The organism is Acidovorax sp. Leaf160 (assembly GCF_001424265.1).
Lineage (GTDB): Bacteria > Pseudomonadota > Gammaproteobacteria > Burkholderiales > Burkholderiaceae_C > Paracidovorax.
In genome coordinates this window covers 484,128-504,457 of sequence record NZ_LMOV01000023.1, presented here as the reverse complement: position 1 = coordinate 504,457, position 20,330 = coordinate 484,128, and the positions used below count along the sequence as shown (strand labels likewise).

The 20,330-nt window shown below is 68.3% G+C and carries 15 protein-coding genes; 7 read left to right on the top strand and 8 right to left on the bottom strand.

Annotated features, from left to right (window positions below; translation table 11 throughout):
• Positions 1-72 precede the first annotated feature (72 nt).
• Positions 73-1,038 (top strand): tripartite tricarboxylate transporter substrate binding protein, encoded by a 966-nt coding sequence (locus tag ASF94_RS12860; RefSeq protein ID WP_056666780.1) that lies wholly within the window; start codon positions 73-75, stop codon positions 1,036-1,038.
• Positions 1,039-1,114: 76 nt separating this feature from the next.
• Here ASF94_RS12860 and ASF94_RS12855 read toward each other — a convergent pair whose 3' ends face one another.
• The 8 genes from ASF94_RS12855 to ASF94_RS12820 form a co-directional block, all read right to left on the bottom strand.
• Entirely contained in the window at positions 1,115-3,637 is a 2,523-nt protein-coding gene (locus ASF94_RS12855) for a DUF3772 domain-containing protein (RefSeq protein WP_235505368.1), read from the bottom strand.
• Positions 3,638-3,948: 311 nt separating this feature from the next.
• Positions 3,949-4,713 carry a glycerophosphodiester phosphodiesterase gene (gene ugpQ, locus ASF94_RS12850; RefSeq protein WP_056666777.1) on the bottom strand — a complete coding sequence of 255 codons (765 nt, stop codon included), beginning with the start codon at positions 4,711-4,713 and terminating at the stop codon, positions 3,949-3,951.
• An 86-nt stretch (positions 4,714-4,799) separates the two neighbouring features.
• A complete protein-coding gene (locus tag ASF94_RS12845) occupies positions 4,800-5,147 on the bottom strand; it encodes a VOC family protein (RefSeq protein ID WP_056666772.1) in 348 nt (115 codons plus the stop codon).
• A 19-nt stretch (positions 5,148-5,166) separates the two neighbouring features.
• Entirely contained in the window at positions 5,167-6,180 is a 1,014-nt protein-coding gene (locus ASF94_RS12840; RefSeq protein WP_056666769.1) for a sn-glycerol-3-phosphate import ATP-binding protein UgpC, read from the bottom strand.
• Between the two features lie 63 nt (positions 6,181-6,243).
• Positions 6,244-7,095, bottom strand: a complete 852-nt coding sequence (ugpE, locus tag ASF94_RS12835) for a sn-glycerol-3-phosphate ABC transporter permease UgpE (RefSeq protein ID WP_056666766.1) — start codon at positions 7,093-7,095, stop codon at positions 6,244-6,246.
• 174 nt (positions 7,096-7,269) lie between these two features.
• Positions 7,270-8,151 carry a sn-glycerol-3-phosphate ABC transporter permease UgpA gene (ugpA, locus tag ASF94_RS12830; protein ID WP_056666764.1) on the bottom strand — a complete coding sequence of 294 codons (882 nt, stop codon included), beginning with the start codon at positions 8,149-8,151 and terminating at the stop codon, positions 7,270-7,272.
• Between the two features lie 114 nt (positions 8,152-8,265).
• Positions 8,266-9,582 (bottom strand): sn-glycerol-3-phosphate ABC transporter substrate-binding protein UgpB, encoded by a 1,317-nt coding sequence (gene ugpB, locus ASF94_RS12825; RefSeq protein WP_056666759.1) that lies wholly within the window; start codon positions 9,580-9,582, stop codon positions 8,266-8,268.
• 293 nt (positions 9,583-9,875) lie between these two features.
• A complete protein-coding gene (locus ASF94_RS12820) occupies positions 9,876-10,766 on the bottom strand; it encodes a LysR family transcriptional regulator (RefSeq protein ID WP_056666755.1) in 891 nt (296 codons plus the stop codon).
• 107 nt (positions 10,767-10,873) lie between these two features.
• Between ASF94_RS12820 and ASF94_RS12815 the strand changes: the two genes are divergently transcribed.
• The 6 genes from ASF94_RS12815 to ASF94_RS12790 all read left to right on the top strand — a co-directional run bounded on the left by ASF94_RS12815 (position 10,874) and on the right by ASF94_RS12790 (position 20,288).
• Complete coding sequence (locus tag ASF94_RS12815) at positions 10,874-12,001, top strand: TauD/TfdA family dioxygenase (protein ID WP_056666752.1); 1,128 nt, start codon at positions 10,874-10,876, stop codon at positions 11,999-12,001.
• Between the two features lie 235 nt (positions 12,002-12,236).
• Complete coding sequence (locus ASF94_RS12810; protein WP_156382532.1) at positions 12,237-13,190, top strand: tripartite tricarboxylate transporter substrate binding protein; 954 nt, start codon at positions 12,237-12,239, stop codon at positions 13,188-13,190.
• Positions 13,187-14,086 carry an oxaloacetate decarboxylase gene (locus tag ASF94_RS12805; protein ID WP_056666749.1) on the top strand — a complete coding sequence of 300 codons (900 nt, stop codon included), beginning with the start codon at positions 13,187-13,189 and terminating at the stop codon, positions 14,084-14,086. The genes ASF94_RS12810 and ASF94_RS12805 overlap by 4 nt, the downstream gene beginning before the upstream one ends.
• A 433-nt stretch (positions 14,087-14,519) precedes the next feature.
• Entirely contained in the window at positions 14,520-15,749 is a 1,230-nt protein-coding gene (serA, locus tag ASF94_RS12800) for a phosphoglycerate dehydrogenase (RefSeq protein WP_056666746.1), read from the top strand.
• Positions 15,750-15,942: 193 nt separating this feature from the next.
• Positions 15,943-19,857 (top strand): FAD/FMN-binding oxidoreductase, encoded by a 3,915-nt coding sequence (locus ASF94_RS12795; RefSeq protein ID WP_056666744.1) that lies wholly within the window; start codon positions 15,943-15,945, stop codon positions 19,855-19,857.
• Positions 19,857-20,288: an HIT family protein gene (locus ASF94_RS12790; protein WP_056666741.1), complete on the top strand. Its 432-nt coding sequence runs from the start codon at positions 19,857-19,859 to the stop codon at positions 20,286-20,288. Before ASF94_RS12795 ends, ASF94_RS12790 begins: the two co-directional genes overlap by 1 nt.
• The last annotated feature ends 42 nt before the right edge of the window (positions 20,289-20,330 follow it).

The window sequence follows — 20,330 nt, the reverse complement described above, 5'->3', positions numbered from 1 at the left end:
CCGTGTCAAGCCCCTGCCGCCGGCCTAAGCTCGGGTTCTTTCATTCCAGCATTCGCACAAGGAGACCCCCGCATGCGCCTTCGCCACTGGCTCGCCACCGCTGCCTTGACCTGCCTGTCCCTGGGCGCCTTCGCCCAGGCCTTTCCGTCCAAGCCCATCCGCATCGTTGTCGGCTTTCCGCCCGGTGGCCCGCTGGACCAGCATGCGCGGCTGCTCACCGACAAGCTGCAGGCCGTGCTGGGCCAGCCGGTGGTGGTCGATTACAAGTCCGGCGCGGGCGGCACGGTGGGTGCGCAGGACGTGATGAAGGCCCCGCCCGACGGCCACACGCTGATGCTGGCCAACACGGGCGTGATGGTCATCAACCCGGCGCTGTACAGCCGCCTGCCGTATTCGACGCTGAAGGACTTCACGCCCATCGCCCGCACCGCCATGCAGCCGCTGGCGCTGCTGGTGAACCCGGCGCTGCCGGCGAAGACGCTGCCGGAATTCATCGCCTATGCCAAGGAGCGGCCGGGCAAGGTGAATTTCGGCTCGGCCGGCAACGGCGGCATCAGCCACCTGGTGCCGGAGATGTTCAAGACAGCGACGGGCCTCTACCTGGTGCACATCCCGTACCGGGGCAGCGCGCCGGCCTTCACCGACCTGATGGGCGGGCAGGTGCAGTTCATGGCCGAGAGCATTCCGCAGGCCGCCAGCTATCACAAGCAGGGCAAGGTGCGGGCACTGGCCGTCACCAGCCGCCAGCGCAACCCGGCGCTGCCCGACGTGCCCACGGCCATCGAGAGCGGGCTGAAGAACTTCGAGGTGGTGGGCTTCTACGGCTTCCTCGCGCCGGCCGGCGTGCCCAAGGACGTGGTCGCCAAGCTGAGCGATGCCTTCGGCCAGGTGATGCAGCTGCCCGAGGTGCGCGACCGGATGGTGTCGCAGGGCGCCGACCCGGCCTTCCTCGGCGCCGATGCGTTCGCGGGCTTCCTGGCGGCGGAGATGCCGCGCTGGGCGACTGCGGTCAAGCAGTCCGGCGCCAAGCTGGACTGAGCGCCGGGCGTCTGGACGGGGGTTGGAGGCCTTTCAGCCCTCCAGCGCTTGTCCATCATGCGCTGGTAGCTATTAATTATGTAGCGTTCGACGCGCCGCCCACCGCGGCTTGCGGTTGGGGCACCGCCACCGTCGGCAGGGCGGGCGCGGCGGCCGGTGCCGGCGCTGCGGGAGCGTGGGGCGCCACGCTGGTCGATGCCGGTGGCGACAGGGCCAGGCCGGCGGCGCGCAGCGATTCGAGGATCGAGAACAGCAGGTCGCTCTTCACGCCGCCCGCATTGCGCGGGTTGCTCACGTAGCCGATCGCCAGGAAGGTGAGCGTGCCGCTCACGATGTCTTCCAGCTGCACGATGGGTTCGGGGGTGTCCAGGATGCCTTCGTGCGCGGTGAGCGCGGCCAGGATGATCTCGCGCATGCGCTTTGCGTCCACGTCCAGCGGGGCGGGCAGGCGCAGCAGCACCCGCCCCGGCGCGCCGGTCAGCGTCATGTTGCGCACGGTCTTGGTGATGAATTCCGAATTGGGCACGATCACGGTAGAGCGGTCGCCCAGCTGGATCTCGGTGGCGCGCACGTTCACGCGGCGCACGTCGCCCTCGGTGGTGCCCAGCACCACCCAGTCGCCCACCTTCACCGGCCGCTCGGCCAGCAGGATCAGGCCCGAGATGAAGTTCTGCACGATGGCCTGCAGCCCGAAGCCGATGCCCACCGACAGCGCGCTCGCCACCCAGGCGATGCGCTCCACGCTGATGCCCAGGCCCGCCAGCGCCACGGCGATGACGACGACGCCGCCCACATAGCCCAGCAGCGTGGTGATGGAGCTGCGCATGCCCGGCTCCAGCGACGTGCTGGGGAAGTAGCGGTCGCTCAGCCAGCGCTTGACGATGCGGATCATCACGAAGCCGGCCACCACCACGGCCAGCGCGGTCAGCAGCGCCTGCGGCGCCATGGTGAATTCGCCCACCTTCAGGCTGTGGTCGGCGTTGGTGCCGCGCCGGAAGACTTCGTCCGGCCCGGTGCCGAAGGGCGCCATCAGCGCGATCAGCATGTAGAAGAAGAGCGCCACGCGCAGCACGCCGGACACCAGCACGGCGGCCTGGTCCAGCAGCCGCGCGTCCATGCCCATGACCTTGTGCAGCCGCCCGCCGAAGCCGCCCCGCGACGACAGCAGGGCCTCGCAGGCGTCGTCCACCAGCTGGAAAGCCAGGTAGGTCACGGCGAACACCACTCCGGTCCAGACCATCTGCCGCGCCAGCGTGCCGGCCAGCGCCACGTAGCCGATGGCCACCAGGATGGCCGTGACCACGGTGGCCAGCGTGGCGCAGGCCACCAGCAGGCCGACCCAGGGCGAGCGGGGCGCCGCGGCGCCGGTGGCATCTGGCGCGGCGGCAGCGTCGGCCGCCGGGGTTCCGGCGGCCTCGCCCGCGTGCGCCTGTGCGGCGGCGTGGCGCGCGGCGGAAGGCGCGCGCAGGTGGCGCAGCGCCATCGCCACCAGGGCCGACACCAGCAGGGCGGACACCACGTGCACCGTCACCTCGGCCGTGAGGCTCGCGCCCACGATGCTGTTGATCTGGGTGATCAGACCGCTGGCGGCGGCGACGATGCCGATCAGCCAGGGATAGGGGCTGAGCTGGGTGGCCAGGTTGTCCGAGATGCCCGTGAGCCGCCAGGAGCTGCGCTTGCGCGACAGCAGGGCGTGGCCGAGCGCGATCACCACGGCGGCAAAGGTCGCCATCTGCACGCTGGACTCGGCCAGCTCCTGCAGCCGCTCGCCCAGATCCGCGGCCGTGTCGAGCGCGCTCCAGGCCCACTGCGCGGCCAGGCCGATCAACAGGGCATGCACCACCACCGATGCCGCCGCCAGCAGCGAGCGGCGCAGCCGCCCACCCGGCAGCTTGGCCGGCACCAGCCGCAGCAGCACGCGCTCGGCGATCCAGGTGCCGGCGATGGCCAGCAGCAGCGCGCCGACCAGCCCCCCGAGGAAGGCGGAGCGGCGGTCGGACTGCAGCGCGGTGCGCACGGCGGCGCGCAATTCGTCCGCCAGCGAACCCAGCCGTGCCGAGTCGCCGGGCAGCGAGGCGCGCAGATTGCGCCAGTAGACGCGGCCCAGGGGGGAATCGACGCGCGTGGTCAGCGCGGCCTGGAACTGCTCGCGCCGCTGGCGAATGAGGTCGGTGCCGCGCTGCTGGGCATCGACCATGATGAGGCGGGCGAGCTTCAGGTCGGAATCGACGGCGCTGCGCTGCTTGGACAGGCCCGCGCGCTGCTCGGCCACGTCGGGCGCATCGGCCGGGGCGCCTTTCTCGGGCGCGGGGCCCAGGCCGGAAAGGCGGGAATCGATGTCGGCCAGCTCTTCCGTGCGGCGGTTGGCCACCTGCTCGGCGGCCGTGCCGATGGCGTTGACCTCGGCCAGCAGCTTGCGGCCGTCGTCGTCTTCGGGCAGCTTCTGCGGAATGGCGTCGAGCTGCTTGCGCAGCAGATCGATGCTGGGCAGCTGCGGCTCGGCCGGGCTGCTGGCGGCGGCCGCGGGCGGGCTGGCCTGCCGGTTCTGCGCCCAGGCTGTGCCGCCGGGCCAGGCTGCGAGCACAAGCGCCAGGACCAGCGCGAGCAGCCAGGCGCACCACGGGTCCAGCGATCCAGCGGCCACCGCCCGGCAGGACGGGGCCGGCTCTGCGCGGCGGCCACCGGCACTACCGGGCAAGACGGCCGGTGCGCTGGACGAAGACAGCGGGAAGGGCACGGGCGACCTGCGGTGGCGCGGGTTCGCAAGGTCGCTGCCGGCGGGGGCAGACTGAGGATGCGGACGGGGCGAAATCATCCGCGGATTGTGCGGTGACTGGCCGCGCCCCGGTGAACAGTTGTAGCCGGGTCTGTCGTGCCCGCTGGCCGCGTCAGGCAGCGGGCGGCCCCCCGTCAGCCCGCCGGGCTGAACAGATCGACGCGGTCGGTGATGATGCCGTCGGTGCCCAGGTCGATCAGGCGCTGGGCGGCCCACTCGTCGTTCACGGTGTAGCTCAGCGCGCGCAGGCCGGCGCCATGCACGGCGGCGACATGTTCGGCCGTCCACAGCGCATGGTTGCAGACGATGGCGACGCAGCCCAGCTGCAGGGCGGTGTCGAGCCAGCCCGGCGTCAGGCTGTCCAGCAGCAGGCCGCGCGGCAGTTGCGGCGCGGCGCGCTGGGCACCCGCCAGCGCGGCGGGCTTGAAGGAGGTCAGCAGCGGCGGCACGGCCTGGCCGTGCCAGAGGCGCGCCGCCTGCGATGCGACGACCCGGCCGGTCTCTTCCTCGGTGCCCGGCGTGGGTTTGATCTCGATGTTCAGCAGAAAGCCGTTGGCGATGCAAAAGCGGGCAGCGTTGTCCAGCGTGGGCAAGGGCTCGCCCGCATAGGCGCGCGAATGCCAGCTGCCCGCGTCCAGCCGGGCCAGGTCGCTCCATGGCAGGTCGCCGCCGGTGCCGCGGCCGCTGGTGGTGCGCTCCAGCGTGGCGTCGTGCATCAGGAAGGGCACGCCGTCCGCGCTGAGCTTGGCATCGCACTCGAACATGCGGTAGCCGTGCGCGGCGCCCAGGCGGAACGCCGCCAGCGTGTTTTCCGGCGCCAGCTTGCCGGCGCCGCGATGGGCGACCCAGCGCGGATAGGGCCAGCCGGAAGGGAGATCGGGGGGGAGGGTGGAGGTCATGTCAGGGAACCATCAACGAAAGCCGCTGCGCGCGGCAAGCACCACGCCCGCAGCAACAGCAGTAGCGGCAACAGCAGCACGGAACGTCAGATCGCCTCGCCGAACTTGAGCAGGTTGCCGTGCGGGTCGATCACGTACAGCTCGCGCATGCCCCACGCGCGGTCCTGCGGGGGCGCGAGCGCCAGGCCGCGGCGGGTGAAGTCGGCATGCAGGGCGCGCGTGTCGCCGCGCACGTAGCACGAGGTGTTCTGGGCGATGTGGCGGTCATTGCACCGCCAGAAATGCAGCTCGCATCCCTCGCGCTCCACGATCAGGTAGTCGTCGTGGCGCGCACGGGTGGCGAAGCCCAGGCAGCCGGTGTAGAAGGCCTCGCTCTCCGCCAGGTCGAGCGACGCCAGCACGGGGATGGTGGCCTTGATCGCCGGCTGCGTCATGGGGTGGCGGCTTGCGGTGTCAGATCCGCTTGCCCGTTGCCGCGTCGAACCAATGCAGGCGCGCGTCGCGCGGCGTCACGTGGATGATCTCGTCGGCGGCGGGGTGGTGCGTGCCTTCCTCGACGCGCACGATCAGCTGCTCGTCACCCAGGCGGCCGTAGACCAGGCGCTCGGCGCCCAGCAGTTCCACCGTTTCCACGCGCACCTGCCAGCCGCCACTGCCGGTCGGGCCGATGTCCAGGTGCTCGGGGCGGATGCCCATGATGGCGCCGTCCTTGCCACCCGGCGCGTTCTTCAGCAGGTTCATGGGCGGCGAGCCGATGAAGCTGGCCACGAAGGTGGATGCGGGCGTGTGATAGACCTCCTCGGGCGTGCCGAACTGCTCCATCACGCCGCCGTTCATGACGATCATGCGCTGCGCGAGCGTCATGGCCTCGACCTGGTCGTGGGTGACGAACAGGCTGGTGATGCCGAGTTCGCGGTGCAGCTTCTGGATCTCCAGGCGGGTCTGGGCGCGCAGCTTGGCGTCCAGGTTGGAGAGCGGCTCGTCGAACAGGAAGACCTGGGGCTGGCGCACGATGGCGCGGCCCATGGCGACGCGCTGGCGCTGGCCGCCCGACAGCTCGCGCGGCTTGCGTTCGAGCAGGTGGCCCAGCTCGAGGATCTTGGCGGCCTTGTCCACGCGCGCCTTGATCTCGTCCTTGGGCACCTTGGCGATCTTCAGGCCGTAGGCCATGTTCTCGAAGTTCGTCATGTGCGGGTAGAGCGCGTAGTTCTGGAACACCATGGCGATGTCGCGCTGCGCGGGTTCGAGGTCGTTGACCACGCGGTCGCCGATGCGCAGCTCGCCGCCGGAGATTTCCTCCAGGCCCGCGACCATGCGCAGCAGCGTCGATTTGCCGCAGCCCGAAGGGCCGACGATGACGACGAATTCGCCGTCGTGGATTTCAGCGCTCACCCCGTGGATGACCTGGTTGGCCTTGGGGCCCACGCCGTAGCGCTTGATGATGTTGCGAAGGGAGAGAGATGCCATGATTGCTATTGATTTGGTAGCTGCATGCGCTTAATTGTCGAGCGCTGGCGGCGGTTTTGATGCTTATTTTTCGGTGTCGACCAGGCCCTTGACGAACCAGCGCTGCATGAACACCACGACGAACGCGGGGGGCAGCATGGCCAGCAGGGCCGTCGCCATGACGATGTTCCACTCGTTGCCGGCGTCGCCGCCCGCGATCATGCGTTTGATGCCGATCACCACGGGGTACATGTCTTCCGACGTGGTCACCAACAGGGGCCACAGGTACTGGTTCCAGCCGTAGATGAACTGGATCACGAAGAGCGCCGCGATCGAGGTGCGCGACAGCGGCACCAGGATGTCCTTGAAGAAGCGCATCGGGCCGGCGCCATCCACGCGGGCGGCTTCGACCAGCTCGTCCGGCACCGTCAGGAAGAACTGGCGGAACAGGAACGTGGCGGTGGCCGAGGCGATCAGCGGCACCGTCAGGCCGGCGTAGCTGTTGAGCATGCCGAGATCGGACACCACCTGGTAGGTCGGGCCGATGCGCACTTCCACCGGCAGCATCAGCGTGATGAAGATCAGCCAGAAGCAGATGCCCTTGAAGGGAAAGCGGAAGTACACGATGGCGAAGGCCGACAGCAGCGAGATGGCGATCTTGCCCACGGTGATGACCATGGCGGTGACGAAGCTCACCCACATCATGTGCGCCACCGGCGCGGTGGAGCCGGCGCCGCCGCCGCCGCCGAACAGCGTCTCGCGGTAGGTCTGCCAGAAGTTGCTGCCGGGCAGCAGGGGCATGGGCGCCTGCACGATGTCCTGCGCGGTGTGGGTGGAGGCCACGAACGCCAGGTACAGCGGGAAGCCGACGATGATCACGCCCAGCACCATGATCAGGTGCGAGAAGAGCTTGAGATAAGGACTGCGTTCAACCATTTGAGTTTTCCGATGTGTGCATTGCCGGGAGCCTGCGAACTCCGCACGGCCTGGACCAGGGCAGCCGAGCAAGGGCCGCCCCGCAGCGAGGGCTGCGTGCCCCTGCCCGGCGTGCACAGCACGGCGAGCGCGGGGAGAGGGCGCGCAGCGCCTCAGGGGGGTGTCGTCGTCGCATCAATACTGCACTTTCTTCTCGACGTAGCGGAACTGCACCACGGTGAGCACCACCACGATGGCCATCAGCACCACCGACTGGGCCGCCGAGCCGCCCATGTCCATGGCCTTGAAGCCGTCGTGGTAGACCTTGTAGACCAGGATGGCCGTGTCGCGCCCGGGGCCGCCCTGGGTGGTGGCGTCCACGATGGCGAAGGTGTCGAAGAACGCATACACCACGTTGATCACCAGCAGGAAGAAGGTGGTGGGCGAGAGCAGCGGGAACTGGATGCTCCAGAACCGGCGCCATGGGCCGGCACCGTCGATGGCGGCCGCCTCGATCAGCGACTTCGGAATGGATTGCAGGCCCGCGAGGAAGAAGAGGAAGTTGTAGGAGATCTGCTTCCACACGGCCGCGATCACGATCAGCGCCATGGCGTGGTCGGAATTGAGCATGTGGTTCCAGTCGAAACCCCACTGGCGCAGCATGTACGCCACCACCCCCAGCGAGGGCGAGAACATGAACATCCACAGCACGCCGGCCACGGCGGGTGCCACGGCATAGGGCAGCAACAGGGCGGTCTTGTAGACCAGCGCGCCCTTGATGATGCGGTCGGCGAAGATGGCCAGGATCAGCGACAGGCTGATGCCGCTGACCGCCACCAGGATGGAGAAGAAGGCCGTGGTCTTGAAAGAGGCCAGGTAGCTCGGGTCTTCGAACAGCGTCCGGAAGTTGTCGAAGCCCACCCATTCCTTGGAGAAGCCGAAGCTGTCCTGCATCTGGAAGGACTGCACCAGGGCCTGGCCGGCCGGCCAGAAGAAGAAGACGCTGATGACCACCAGCTGGGGTGCCAGAAGCACCCAGGGCAACCACGCGGAGCGAAATAGAACGCGTTTTTCCATGACGGGACTCTCAAAAAGACAACCCGCCGCCCCGTAAACCGATGCGGTCTACAAAGGGCGGCGGGTCTTCAGCGCCCGGCCTGCGGCAGGCCCGGGGCTGACGGGGCGTGCTGCTTACTTGTTGGCGCGCGCGAAGCGGGCCAGTTGCTCGTTGCCGCGGGTGACGGCGGTGTCCAGGGCTTCCTTGGGCGTCTTCTTGCCAGCCCAGATCTGTTCCGTTTCCTCGTCGATGATGGTGCGGATCTGCACGAAGTTGCCCAGGCGGATGCCACGCGACTTGTCGGTCGCCTTGCGGATCATCTGCGTGACGGCCACGTCGGTGCCGGGGTTCTTGGCGTAGAAGCCCGAGGCCTCGGTCAGCTTGTAGGCGGCGGTGGTCACCGGCAGGTAGCCCGTGCGCTGGTGGCTGGCGGCCTGCACCTTGGTGTCGTTCAGGAAGTTCAGGAAGTCGGCCACGCCCTTGTATTCGTCGGCCTTCTTGCCCGACATCACCCACAGGCTGGCACCGCCGATGGCGGTGTTCTGCGGCGCGCCCTTCACGTCGCTGTAGTAGGGCAGCGCAGAGATGCCGTAGGCGAACTTGGCGTCCTTGGAGACGCGGGCATAGAGGCCCGAGGAGCCGGTGATCATGGCGCATTCGCCCGAGGGGAACGAGGCGTCAGGCGCGTTGCCGCGGCCCTTGTAGACGAAGCTGCCTTCCTTCGACGCCTTGGCCAGGTTCTCGAAATGGCGCACGTGCAGCGGCGTGTTGATCTCGAGCTTGGCATCGGTGCCGTCGAAGCCGTTGTTCTTGGACGCGAACAGCGTGTTGTGCCACAGCGAGAAGCTCTCCAGCTGCGTCCAGCTGATCCAGCTGGTGGTGAACGGGCAGCTGTGGCCGCTGGCCTTCAGCTTGGACGCGGCGGCGAACACTTCGGGCCAGGTCGTGGGCGCCTTTTCCGGGTCCAGGCCGGCCTTCTTGAAGGCGTCCTTGTTGTAATAGAAGATGGTGGTGGAGCTGTTGAGCGGATAGCTCAGCATCTGGCCGTTGGGCGCCGTGTAGTAGCCGGCCACGGCGGACACGTACTGCGTCGGGTCGAACTTGAAGCCGCCGTCGGTCAGCACCTTGCCGGCCGGGATGATGGCGCCCTTGCTGGCCATCATGGTGGCCGTGCCCACTTCGAACACCTGCAGCAGGTGCGGCGCATTGCCGGCGCGGAAGGCGGCGATGGCGCCGGTCATCGACTCGTCGTACGTGCCCTTGTAGGTGGGCACGACCTTGTACTTGGTCTGGCTGGCGTTGTATTGCTTGGCCAGGTCGTTGACCCAGTCACCGAGCGCTGCGCTCATCGAATGCCACCACTGAATCTCGACCGGCTGGGTTTGTGCCTGGGCCGGAACGCACACGGACAGTGCGACGGCGGCGGACAGCGCCAGATGCTTGAATTGCATGAAAACTCCTGCGAAGGGGGTAGTGCGGGAATGCACGAAGCGGCCATCGTATGGCGCGCTTCGTGACGGGAATGTGACGTTGTGACACACCCTTTGCCAGCGCTCAACCGGGGAAACCCGTCGGGTCGGTCCTCTCGGTTCGTGGCAGTGACGTGACAGTATTGTGACAAAGTGCGAACGTTCGTGCGCAGTCCCCGTACCGCTGGGGGGAATTGCTGCAACGAGAAGCCGCAATTGCTGCGGCGCACCAAAAAAGGGTGCGGCCTTTCAGTCGGGACAGGACAGCTGCGACCTCATGGCCTGCCTTTCAGGCCCCCCGCCTTGAGCTGCACTTCGAGCCTCTCCCGCAGCACCGCGATCGCGCGGTCGTCGTCGTCGGCCTTTCTGGTCACGAGCGTGAGCTCCATCACCGGCGCGTTGCGGCCGAGCTTCACTTCGCGCACCGGGTAGGCGCCGCAGAGGGCTGCGTCCAGCAGGTGGATGATCGATACGCCCAGACCCCCGCTGACCATGGCGATGATCGCGGACGCCGAGTCGAGCTCGAACGCGCTGCGCTTGTCGGGCACCAGCGAGAGCACGTGCCGCGCCGCCATGGCGCCGGTCACGGCCGAGCGGTCGTAGCGGATCCAGTCGTGGCGGCGCAGCAGCGCAGTCGGGGTGGACTCCTGGGCGCCGGGCGGGGCGATCAGCACCAGCTCGCGGCGCGCGAGCGGCCACCAGCGCAACTGCTCGCTGCCGCCCTTGGCGGGCATGGCGACGACGGCTGCGTCCAGGTGCCCGGCCTTGACGTCGGCGATGAGTCCGGTGCTGCGACCGCGCACCGGCCGCACCGTCAGCCGCGGATGCTGCGCCCGCAGCGCCGAAAGCGTGCCGGGCAACAGCGAGGGCAGCAGCGACTCCAGCACCCCCAGCCGCACCTTGCCGTCGATCGCGATGCTGGGGCGACGCCGCAGGCCGTCGAGTTTCTCCAGGCCGCCGCGCATGGCGCCGGCCACGTCGAACGCCGACACGCGGGGGCGCACCTGCGGGCCGGACCGGTCGAACAGGGGCTGCCCGAGATAGCGCTCCAGCTGCTTCATCTGCATGCTCACCGCGCTGGGCGTGAGGTTCATCTGCACGGCGGCACCCGCAAAGCTGCCGGTGCGCAGGACCGCGTCGAGGGTGGCGAACGCTTCGATCTTCATCAAAATCCTTGATGTCTTTCGTGAATTTTCATCGCTTTTTGTTGATCCATGACAAACCTAGACTGCAGGCCAGAGATCAACCCATGCCTGCTGGCAAGGAGACACGCATGAAAGCCCCCGAATTCAAGCCCCGCGCCTGGCTGGCCGCCGACGTGGAACGAGACAGCTCCTGGATCATCCGGATGACGCCGGACGAAGTCGCGGGCTTCGACGACGCTTTGCAGCACGCGGTCGGGCTGAACAAGCCGCTCCTGGCCATGACGGCGGAGGACTTCCCGCTGCCCGACGCGTCGCGCCGCGTGCTGGCCCGTGCCATCGAGTCGACGCAGGGCCGCTGGGGCATGTGCCTGCTCAAGGGCTTCCCGGTCGACCAGTGGACGGAAGCCGAGACGCGCCTGGCTTACTGGGGCATGGGCCTCTACATGGGCGTGGGCCGCACGCAAAACCGCGCCAGCGAAATCATCAACGACGTGCGCGACACCGGGGCCAGCTACAAGGTCAAGGGCGGCCGCGGCTACAACACCAACGCGGGCCTGGACTTCCACCAGGACTCGTGCGACGTGGTGGCCCTGCTGTGCCGCCGCACGGCCAGGTCGGGCGGCACCAGCAAGGTGATCAGCTCCATCGCCCTGCGCGACGAAGTCGAGCGCCTGCGCCCCGACCTGATCCCGGTGCTGCAGCAACCCTGGTTCCATACCTATCAGAACACGCAGGACCCGACGCAGCCACCCTTCTACCGCTGCCCCATCCTGGGCGATGACCCGACCTACTTCACGGTGCGCACCAACCGCAAGAACATCGACGCGGCGCAGCGCGACTTCGAGGACGTGCCCCGCCTCACGCGCGCGCAGAACGAAGTGCTCGATTTGTTCGACCAGCTCATGCCCAGCGACAAGCTCTGCTATTCGATGGAGCTCGAACAGGGCGACCTGCAGCTGCTCAACAACTACGTCACCCTGCACTCGCGCACGCCGTTCGAGGATTTCGAAGACCCCGACCAAAAGCGCCACCTGCTGCGCCTGTGGCTGTCCGTGCCGACTTCGCAGCCGCTGCCCCCGCAGTGGGAGGAGTATTACGGAGACGTGCGCCCGGGCGCGGTGCGCGGTGGCGTGCGCGGCAGCGCCATCACGCAGGAGTTCCTGGACTATGAGGAGCGCCAGGCCAAAGCGCTGGGCATGCGCTGGCGCAAGTGGCGGCCGCTCGTGACGCGCGAGGCCGCGACGGCTGCGCCCTGATGTGGGGCGAAGGCACGATGCGGCCGCGTCGTTCGCGGCCTGCATCGCCGCCAGACATCGCATCGGCCGGTACCGCACGCAGGAGATGCCGCCCCTGAAGGACGCCGGCGAGCCGCGCCGGTTGCATGAGACCCCAGCGGGCGCCCGACCCGCGGTCCCCCCTCTACCCCGGCCAGGTTTGCCGGCTGCGGCCGCCGCGCCGGCACACGACACGCACAACCAGGAGACATTCCCCATGATCGATCGACGCAAGTCGCTGCTGGCCCTCGCCGCAGCCACCCTCGCCTTCGGCGCGCACGCGCAGAACACCGTGACCCGCATCCTGGTGGGCGCCACGCCCGGCGGCGGCACGGACATCGTCGCGCGCGCACTCGCACAGGAACTCTCCACCCGGCTGGGCCGGCAGTTCATCGTGGACAACCGCCCGGGCGCGGCCGGCAACATCGCGGCGCAGGCCGTCGCCCAGGCCAAGCCGGACGGGGGCACGCTGCTGCTCTCCTATACCAGCCACGTGATCAACCCCACGCTTTACGGCAAGCTGCCCTTCGACCCGTTGAACGACTTCACGCCGCTGGCGGGCATTGCGTCGCTGCCGGCCATCCTGGTGGCGCGGCCCAACTTCCCGGCGGGCAACATGCGCGAGTTCATCGACGTGGCCAAGGCCCACCCGGGCAAATACAACATGGCGATCGCGGGCCTGGGCAGCGCCAACCACCTGGCCGGCGAATCGCTCAAGCTCGACGGCGGCATCGACATCACCGGGGTGCCCTACAAAGGCACCGGTCCCGCGCTGCAGGACGTGGTCGCAGGGCAGATCGACCTCGTCATCTCGGGCGTGGCGAGCGTGCAGCAGTTGCTCAAGGCCGGCAAGGTCAAGGCGCTGGGCGTGACCAGCGCCCGGCGCGTCACCGAATTCCCCCACATCGGGCCGGTGGCCGACGTGATCCCCGGCTTCGACTTCAGCTCGTGGTACGGCCTCTTCGGCCCCGCGGGCATGGATGCGGCCGAAGCCGAGAAGATCTCGGCCGCCGCCCGCGCGGCGCTGCAGTCGCCCGCCATGCGCGAGCGCTTCGCGCACGAAGGGCTGATCCCGATGGGCACCGGCCGCGCCGAATTCACCGCCTTCGTCAAGTCCGAAATCCCCCGTTGGGGAAAGATCGTCACCGCCACCGGAGCCAAACCCGAATGAATGCTCCCGCTCCCCGCCGTCCTTCGTTGCGCGAACGCCTGGCCGAGGCGCGCCCGCTGCTGGCCCCGGGCGTGTACGACGCACTCACCGCCTTGTTGGCCGAACAGGCTGGCTTCGAGGCGCTCTACCTTTCGGGCGGCGCGGTCGCGTACACGCAGCTCGGCCGCTCGGACGTGGGGCTCACCACCGCGAGCGAGACCGCCAATGTGCTCGCTCGCATCACCGACCGCGTGCGCCTGCCGGTCATCGTCGACGGCGACACCGGCTACGGCAACGCGCTCAACGTGCAGCGCACCGTGCGCGATTTCGAGCGCGCCGGCGCCGCGATGATCCAGCTGGAGGACCAGGATTTTCCCAAGCGCTGCGGCCACCTCGCCGGCAAGTCGCTGGTGTCCACCGCCGAGATGCAGGGCAAGCTGCGCGCGGCGCTGGATGCGCGGCAATCGCGCGAGACGCTGATCCTCGCGCGTACCGATGCGGTGGCCGTCGAAGGCGTGGAGGCCGCATTCGCGCGCGCCGAGGCCTACCTCGAATGCGGCGTCGATGCGCTCTTCATCGAAGCGCTGCGTTCGCGTGAGCAGATGCAGTCGGCATGCGACCGTTTTGCCGGCCGCGTGCCGCTGCTGGCCAACATGATCGAAGGTGGGCAGACGCCCGTATCCAGCGCGGCCGACCTGGGCCGGGTGGGCTTTCGCATCGTCATCTTTCCGGGCGGCACGGCGCGCTGGGTGGCGGCCGGACTGCAGCACTACTTCGCCACGCTGCAGCAAGACGGCACCACCGCCGCCGTGCAGGACCGCATGCTGAAGTTCGACGAACTCAACGGCGTGATCGGCACGCCCGATTTGCTGGCCCTGGCCGAGGGCTACGCGGCCGAGGCGCAAGCGCGGCGCTGAGGGGCGGCGCCGCCGCCAGGGCCCACCGCAGCGCGTGCGGGCAGTCACGCGCCATACGGCACTCTGCCCAGGCGCACGGTGGCGCGCCGCCCCGGCACTCGCCACGTGATGGCTGCAACCCGGTAAGGGCAATTGCTGCGATGCACAATCAGCCCAGGAGCGCGCACGGACAGCTGCCAGCACGAGGAGCCCAGCCTTGTCGGAACTTGCCAGCCTTTGCGGGCACTGCCAGCATCGCCAGCCCCTTCCCGTCCGTGCCAGCCCTTGCCGCCCGGTTCCGGCTTCATCGGCCGGGCTAGGGATCGTCGAAGCCCGGGCTCGCTCACCAGCGGGTCGATGAGCCTGCCGACAGATTCCGGGCCCGAGCCCAAGAGCTGTTTCGATACTGCGATCACCGGGCGCGTTTCATCCCCTTTTTGAAAGCTTCAACGCCATGGCCAAGACGTCTCTCGACAAAAGCAAGATCAAGTTCCTGTTGCTGGAAGGCATCCACCCCTCCGCGGTGGAGGTGCTGCGGGGCGCCGGGTACACCCAGATCGAGCTGGTGTCGGGCGCGCTGGAGGGCGAAGAGCTCAAGCGCCGCATCGCCGACGTGCACTTCCTCGGCATCCGCTCGCGCACGCAGCTGACGGCGGATGTCTTCGCCCAGGCGCACAAGCTGGTGGCCGTGGGGGCGTTTTGCATCGGCACCAACCAGATCGACCTGGACGCGGCCCGCGAGCGCGGCATCGCGGTCTTCAACGCGCCGTATTCCAACACCCGCTCGGTGGCCGAGCTGGTGCTGGCCGAGGCCATCCTGCTGCTGCGCGGCGTGCCCGAGAAGAACGCCGTGGCGCACCGCGGCGGCTGGCTCAAGAGCGCCGAGGGCGCCTACGAGATCCGTGGCAAGACGCTGGGCATCGTGGGCTACGGCTCCATCGGCACGCAGCTGTCGGTGCTGGCCGAAGGGCTGGGCATGCATGTCGTCTTCCACGACGTGATCAACAAGCTGCCGCTGGGCAACGCCCGGCAGGCGCCGTCGCTGCAGGCGCTGCTGGCGCAGAGCGACATCGTCAGCCTGCACGTGCCGGAGCTGCCCTCCACGCAGTGGATGATCGGCGCCGCCGAGATCGCGGCGATGAAGCCCGGCGCCATCTTGCTCAATGCCTCGCGCGGCACGGTGGTGGACATCGATCCGCTGGCCGAGGCCCTGCGCGCCAAGAAGCTGCTGGGCGCCGCCATCGACGTGTTCCCGGTCGAGCCGCGCTCGAACAAGGACGAGTTCGTCAGCCCGCTGCGCGGCATGGACAACGTCATCCTGACGCCGCACATCGGCGGCTCGACGATGGAGGCGCAGGCCAACATCGGCCTGGAAGTGGCGGAGAAGCTGGTCAAGTACAGCGACAACGGCACGTCGATCACCTCGGTGAACTTCCCCGAGGTGGCGCTGCCCGCCCACCCCGGCAAGCACCGCCTGCTGCACATCCACCGCAACGTGCCGGGCGTTCTGTCGGCCATCAACCAGGTGTTTGCCGACAACCAGATCAACATCGCCGCGCAGTACCTGCAGACCAACGAAAAGGTGGGCTACGTGGTGATCGACATCGACGCCGTCTCTTCCGACCTGGCGCAGGACAAGCTGGCCCAGGTGCCCGGCACCATCCGCAGCCGCGTGTTGTTCTGATGCTATATATTTGATAGCTAAAGGTGCTCGTATGACGGGCGCTTGCGGCTGATTTGGCGTAAAAATCGGGGTCGGGCGGCCCGCGCGCGCCTGCCGGGCGTGCGCGGCGGCGGGCGGGCAGGGCGGGCAGCGATTAAAATCCCGTCCCCCGAGGCATGACGGGCGCGCCCTGCGCCCTACCCAGGTTGACCCCATGAATGTTCCGATAGCGTTGGCTGCCTTGCAGACGCAGGCCGCCGAGCCCGCCCGTCTGCGCGAGATTCCCTACAACTACACCTCGTTTTCCGACCGGGAAATCGTCATCCGCCTGTTGGGTGCTGCCTCCTGGGACGTGCTGGACCAGCTGCGCCGCGAGCGCCGCACCGGCCGCTCCGCCCGCATGCTCTACGAGGTGCTGGGCGACATCTGGGTGGTGCAGCGCAACCCTTATCTGCAGGACGACCTGCTGGACAACGAAGGCCGCCGCAAGGCCCTGGTGGAGGCGCTGCAGCACCGCCTGACGGAGATCGGCAAGCGCCGCACTCCCGGTGAAGACGAGGAGCGCGACCGCCTGGTCGGCCAGCTGGTCGATGCGGCCCGCCGCGCCATCGCCGAGTTCGACGCCACCTTCGTGGAAGCCGCGCAGCTGCGCCGCCAGGTGCAAAAGCGCCTGGGCCGCCACACGGCCAAGGACAACATCAAGTTCGACGGCCTCTCGCGCGTGTCGCACGTGACCGACGCGACCGACTGGCGCGTCGAATATCCGTTCGTGGTGCTCACGCCCGACACCGAGGCCGAGATGGCCGCGCTGGTCAAGGCCTGTATCGAGCTGGAGCTGACCATCATTCCGCGCGGCGGCGGCACCGGCTACACCGGCGGCGCCATTCCGCTGACCTGGCGCAGCGTGGTCATCAACACCGAGAAGCTCGAAGCCATGACCGAGGTGGAGATGCTCCGCCTGCCCGGCATCGAAGGCGAAGTGGGCACCATCTGGACGGAAGCCGGCGTCGTCACCCAGCGCGTGGCCGACGCGGCCGAGCGCGCGGGCTTCGTCTTCGCGGTCGATCCGACCAGCGCCGAGGCTTCGTGCATCGGCGGCAACATCGCCATGAACGCGGGCGGCAAGAAGGCCGTGCTGTGGGGCACGGCGCTGGACAACCTGGTCAGCTGGCGCATGGTGACGCCCGAGGCGCAGTGGCTGGAAGTCACGCGCCTGGACCACAACATGGGCAAGATCCACGACGTGGAGACGGCCACGTTCGAGCTGCAGTACTTCGAGGCCGACGGCAGGACGCCGATCCGCACCGAGCAGCTGGCGATCCCCGGCCGCACCTTCCGCAAGGAGGGCCTCGGCAAGGACGTGACGGACAAGTTCCTCTCCGGCCTGCCGGGCATCCAGAAGGAAGGCTGCGACGGCCTGATCACCAGCGCGCGCTGGGTGGTGCACCGCATGCCGGCGCACACCCGCACCGTGTGCCTGGAGTTCTTTGGCAACGCCAAGGACGCCGTGCCCTCGATCGTCGAGATCAAGGACTTCATGTTCGCCGAGCAGAAGCGCTCGGGCGTGCTGCTGGCCGGCCTGGAGCATCTGGACGACCGTTACCTGAAAGCCGTGGGCTACGCCACCAAGAGCAAGAAGCACGGCGGCGGCCTGCCCAAGATGGTGCTGTTCGGCGACATCGCGGGCGACGACGCCGATGCGGTGGCGCGCGTGACCAGCGAAGTGGTGCGCATCGCCAATTCGCGCGCGGGCGAGGGCTTCATCGCCATCAGCCCCGAGGCGCGCAAGAAGTTCTGGCTGGACCGCAAGCGCACGGCTGCCATCAGCCGCCACACCAACGCCTTCAAGATCAACGAAGACGTGGTGATCCCGCTGCCGCGCATGGCCGAATACACCGACGGCATCGAGCGCATCAACATCGAACTGTCGCTGCGCAACAAGCTCAAGCTGTGCGATGCGCTGGAAGATTTCTTCCTGCGCGGCAACCTGCCGCTGGGCCGCCAGGACGACGCGCACGAGATTCCGTCGGCCGAGCTGCTGGAAGACCGTGTCGCCCAGGCCGTGGCGCTGATCGGCGAGGTGCGGGCGCAGTGGAGCGGCTGGCTGTGTGACGTGGAGACGCTGTTCCCGCAGCTGCAGGACCACACCCTGCGCGCCAGCTGGAAGACGCAGCTGCGCGAGCCGCTCGCCAAGATCTTCGCCGGCGCCGCCTTCAAACCCATCATGGACGAGGCACAGGCCATCCACCAGCGCGTGCTCAAGGGCCGCGTGTGGGTGGCGCTGCACATGCATGCCGGCGACGGCAACGTGCACACCAACCTGCCGGTCAACAGCGACGACTACGACATGCTGCAGACCGCGCACGAGGCCGTGGCGCGCATCATGGTGCTGGCGCGCAGCCTGAACGGCGTGATCTCGGGCGAGCACGGCATCGGCATCACCAAGCTCGAATTCTTGACCGACGACGAACTGCGCCCCTTCGCCGACTACAAGCGCCGCGTGGACCCGCAGGGCCGCTTCAACAAGGGCAAGCTGCTACGTAATCCGGAGCAATCTGCCCAGGCAGGAAAAGCGCCAGCGGCCGTTTCGACCCGCGAATCGCTGATGTATTCGGACCTGACCAATGCCTACACGCCCAGCTTCGGGCTGATGGGGCACGAGTCGCTCATCATGCAGCAGAGCGACATCGGCGCCATCGCCGATTCGGTCAAGGACTGCCTGCGCTGCGGCAAGTGCAAGCCGGTGTGCGCCACCCACGTGCCGCGCGCCAGCCTGCTCTACAGCCCGCGCAACAAGATCCTGGCGACGTCGCTGCTGGTCGAGGCCTTCCTCTACGAAGAGCAGACGCGCCGGGGCGTGTCCATCAAGCACTGGCAGGAGTTCGAAGACGTGGCCGACCATTGCACCGTCTGTCACAAGTGCTACACGCCGTGCCCGGTCAAGATCGACTTCGGCGACGTGACCATGAACATGCGCAACCTGCTGCGCAAGATGGGCAAGAAGACCTTCCGCCCGGGCAACGCCCTGGCCATGGGCATGCTCAACGCCACCAACCCGGACACCATCAAACTGATGCGCACCGCCATGGTGGACGTGGGCTTCAAGGCCCAGCGCATGGCCGTCGATCTGCTGCGCGGCTTTGGCCGCAAGCAGACCGCGCACCCGCCCGCCACGGTGGGCACGGCGCCGGTGAAGGAACAGGTCATCCACTTCATCAACAAGAAGCTGCCGGGCGGCCTGCCCAAGAAGACGGCGCGCGCGCTGCTGGACATCGAGGACAAGGACTACGTGCCCATCATCCGCAACCCGGCCGCCACCACGGCCGAGACGGAGGCGGTGTTCTACTTCCCCGGCTGCGGTTCCGAGCGCCTGTTCTCGCAGGTCGGTCTGGCGACGCAGGCCATGCTCTGGCATGTGGGCGTGCAGACCGTGCTGCCGCCCGGTTACCTGTGCTGCGGCTACCCCCAGCGGGGCAGCGGCCAGTTCGACAAGGCCGAGAAGATGATCACCGACAACCGCGTGCTGTTCCACCGCGTGGCCAACACGCTGAACTACCTGGACATCAAGACGGTGGTGGTCAGCTGCGGCACCTGCTACGACCAGCTGCAGGGCTACCAGTTCGACAAGATCTTCCCGGGCTGCCGCATCATCGACATCCACGAATACCTGCTGGAAAAGGACATCACGCTGCAGGGCAAGGGCGCCTACCTCTATCACGAGCCCTGCCACAGCCCGATGAAGCAGCAGGACTCGATGAAGACCGTCAAGGCGCTGGTGGGCGAGCAGGTGCTGAAGAGCGAGCGCTGCTGCGGCGAATCGGGCACGCTGGGCGTGACCCGGCCGGACATCTCCACGCAGGTGCGCTTCCGCAAGGAAGAAGAAATCCGCAAGGGCGAGGCCAAGCTGCGCGCCAGCGGCGCCGTCGCCCCGCAGGAGAACGTGAAGATCCTGACCAGCTGCCCCAGCTGCCTGCAGGGCCTGAACCGCTACCAGGACGACCTTCAGAACGGCCTGCTCGAAGCCGACTACATCGTCGTCGAGATGGCGCGCGAGATCCTGGGCGAGAACTGGATGCCCGAATACGTGCAGCGCGCCAACGCGGGCGGCATCGAGCGGGTGCTGGTCTGATGGCATCGGCCTGCCCGCTGTGCGGCGGCGACGGGGGCGTGCTGGTGTGGCGTGGGCAGAAGCTGCGCGTCATCCGCGCCGAGGAAGCGGGCTTTCCCGCCTTCTACCGTGTGGTCTGGAACGCGCACGTGGCGGAGTTCTCCGATCTGTCCGCACCCGAGCGGCTGCTGTGCATGGAGGTCGTGACGGTCGTGGAGCAGGTGCTGCGCGCCGAGCTGCAGCCAGGCAAGATCAACCTGGCGGCGCTGGGCAACATGGTGCCGCACCTGCACTGGCACGTGATCGCCCGTTTCGCCTGGGACAGCCACTTTCCCGCGCCCGTCTGGGCAGCGCCCCAGCGCGAGCGCGATCCGGCGCTGGAGGCGCAGGTGGCCGAGCGTTTGCCGGCGGTGGAGCAAGCCCTGCGCAAGCAGCTCGATCGCCTGGTGTGAGGCAGCGGCAGGCGGTCTGCCTGCGAAACCGACCGCACCCTC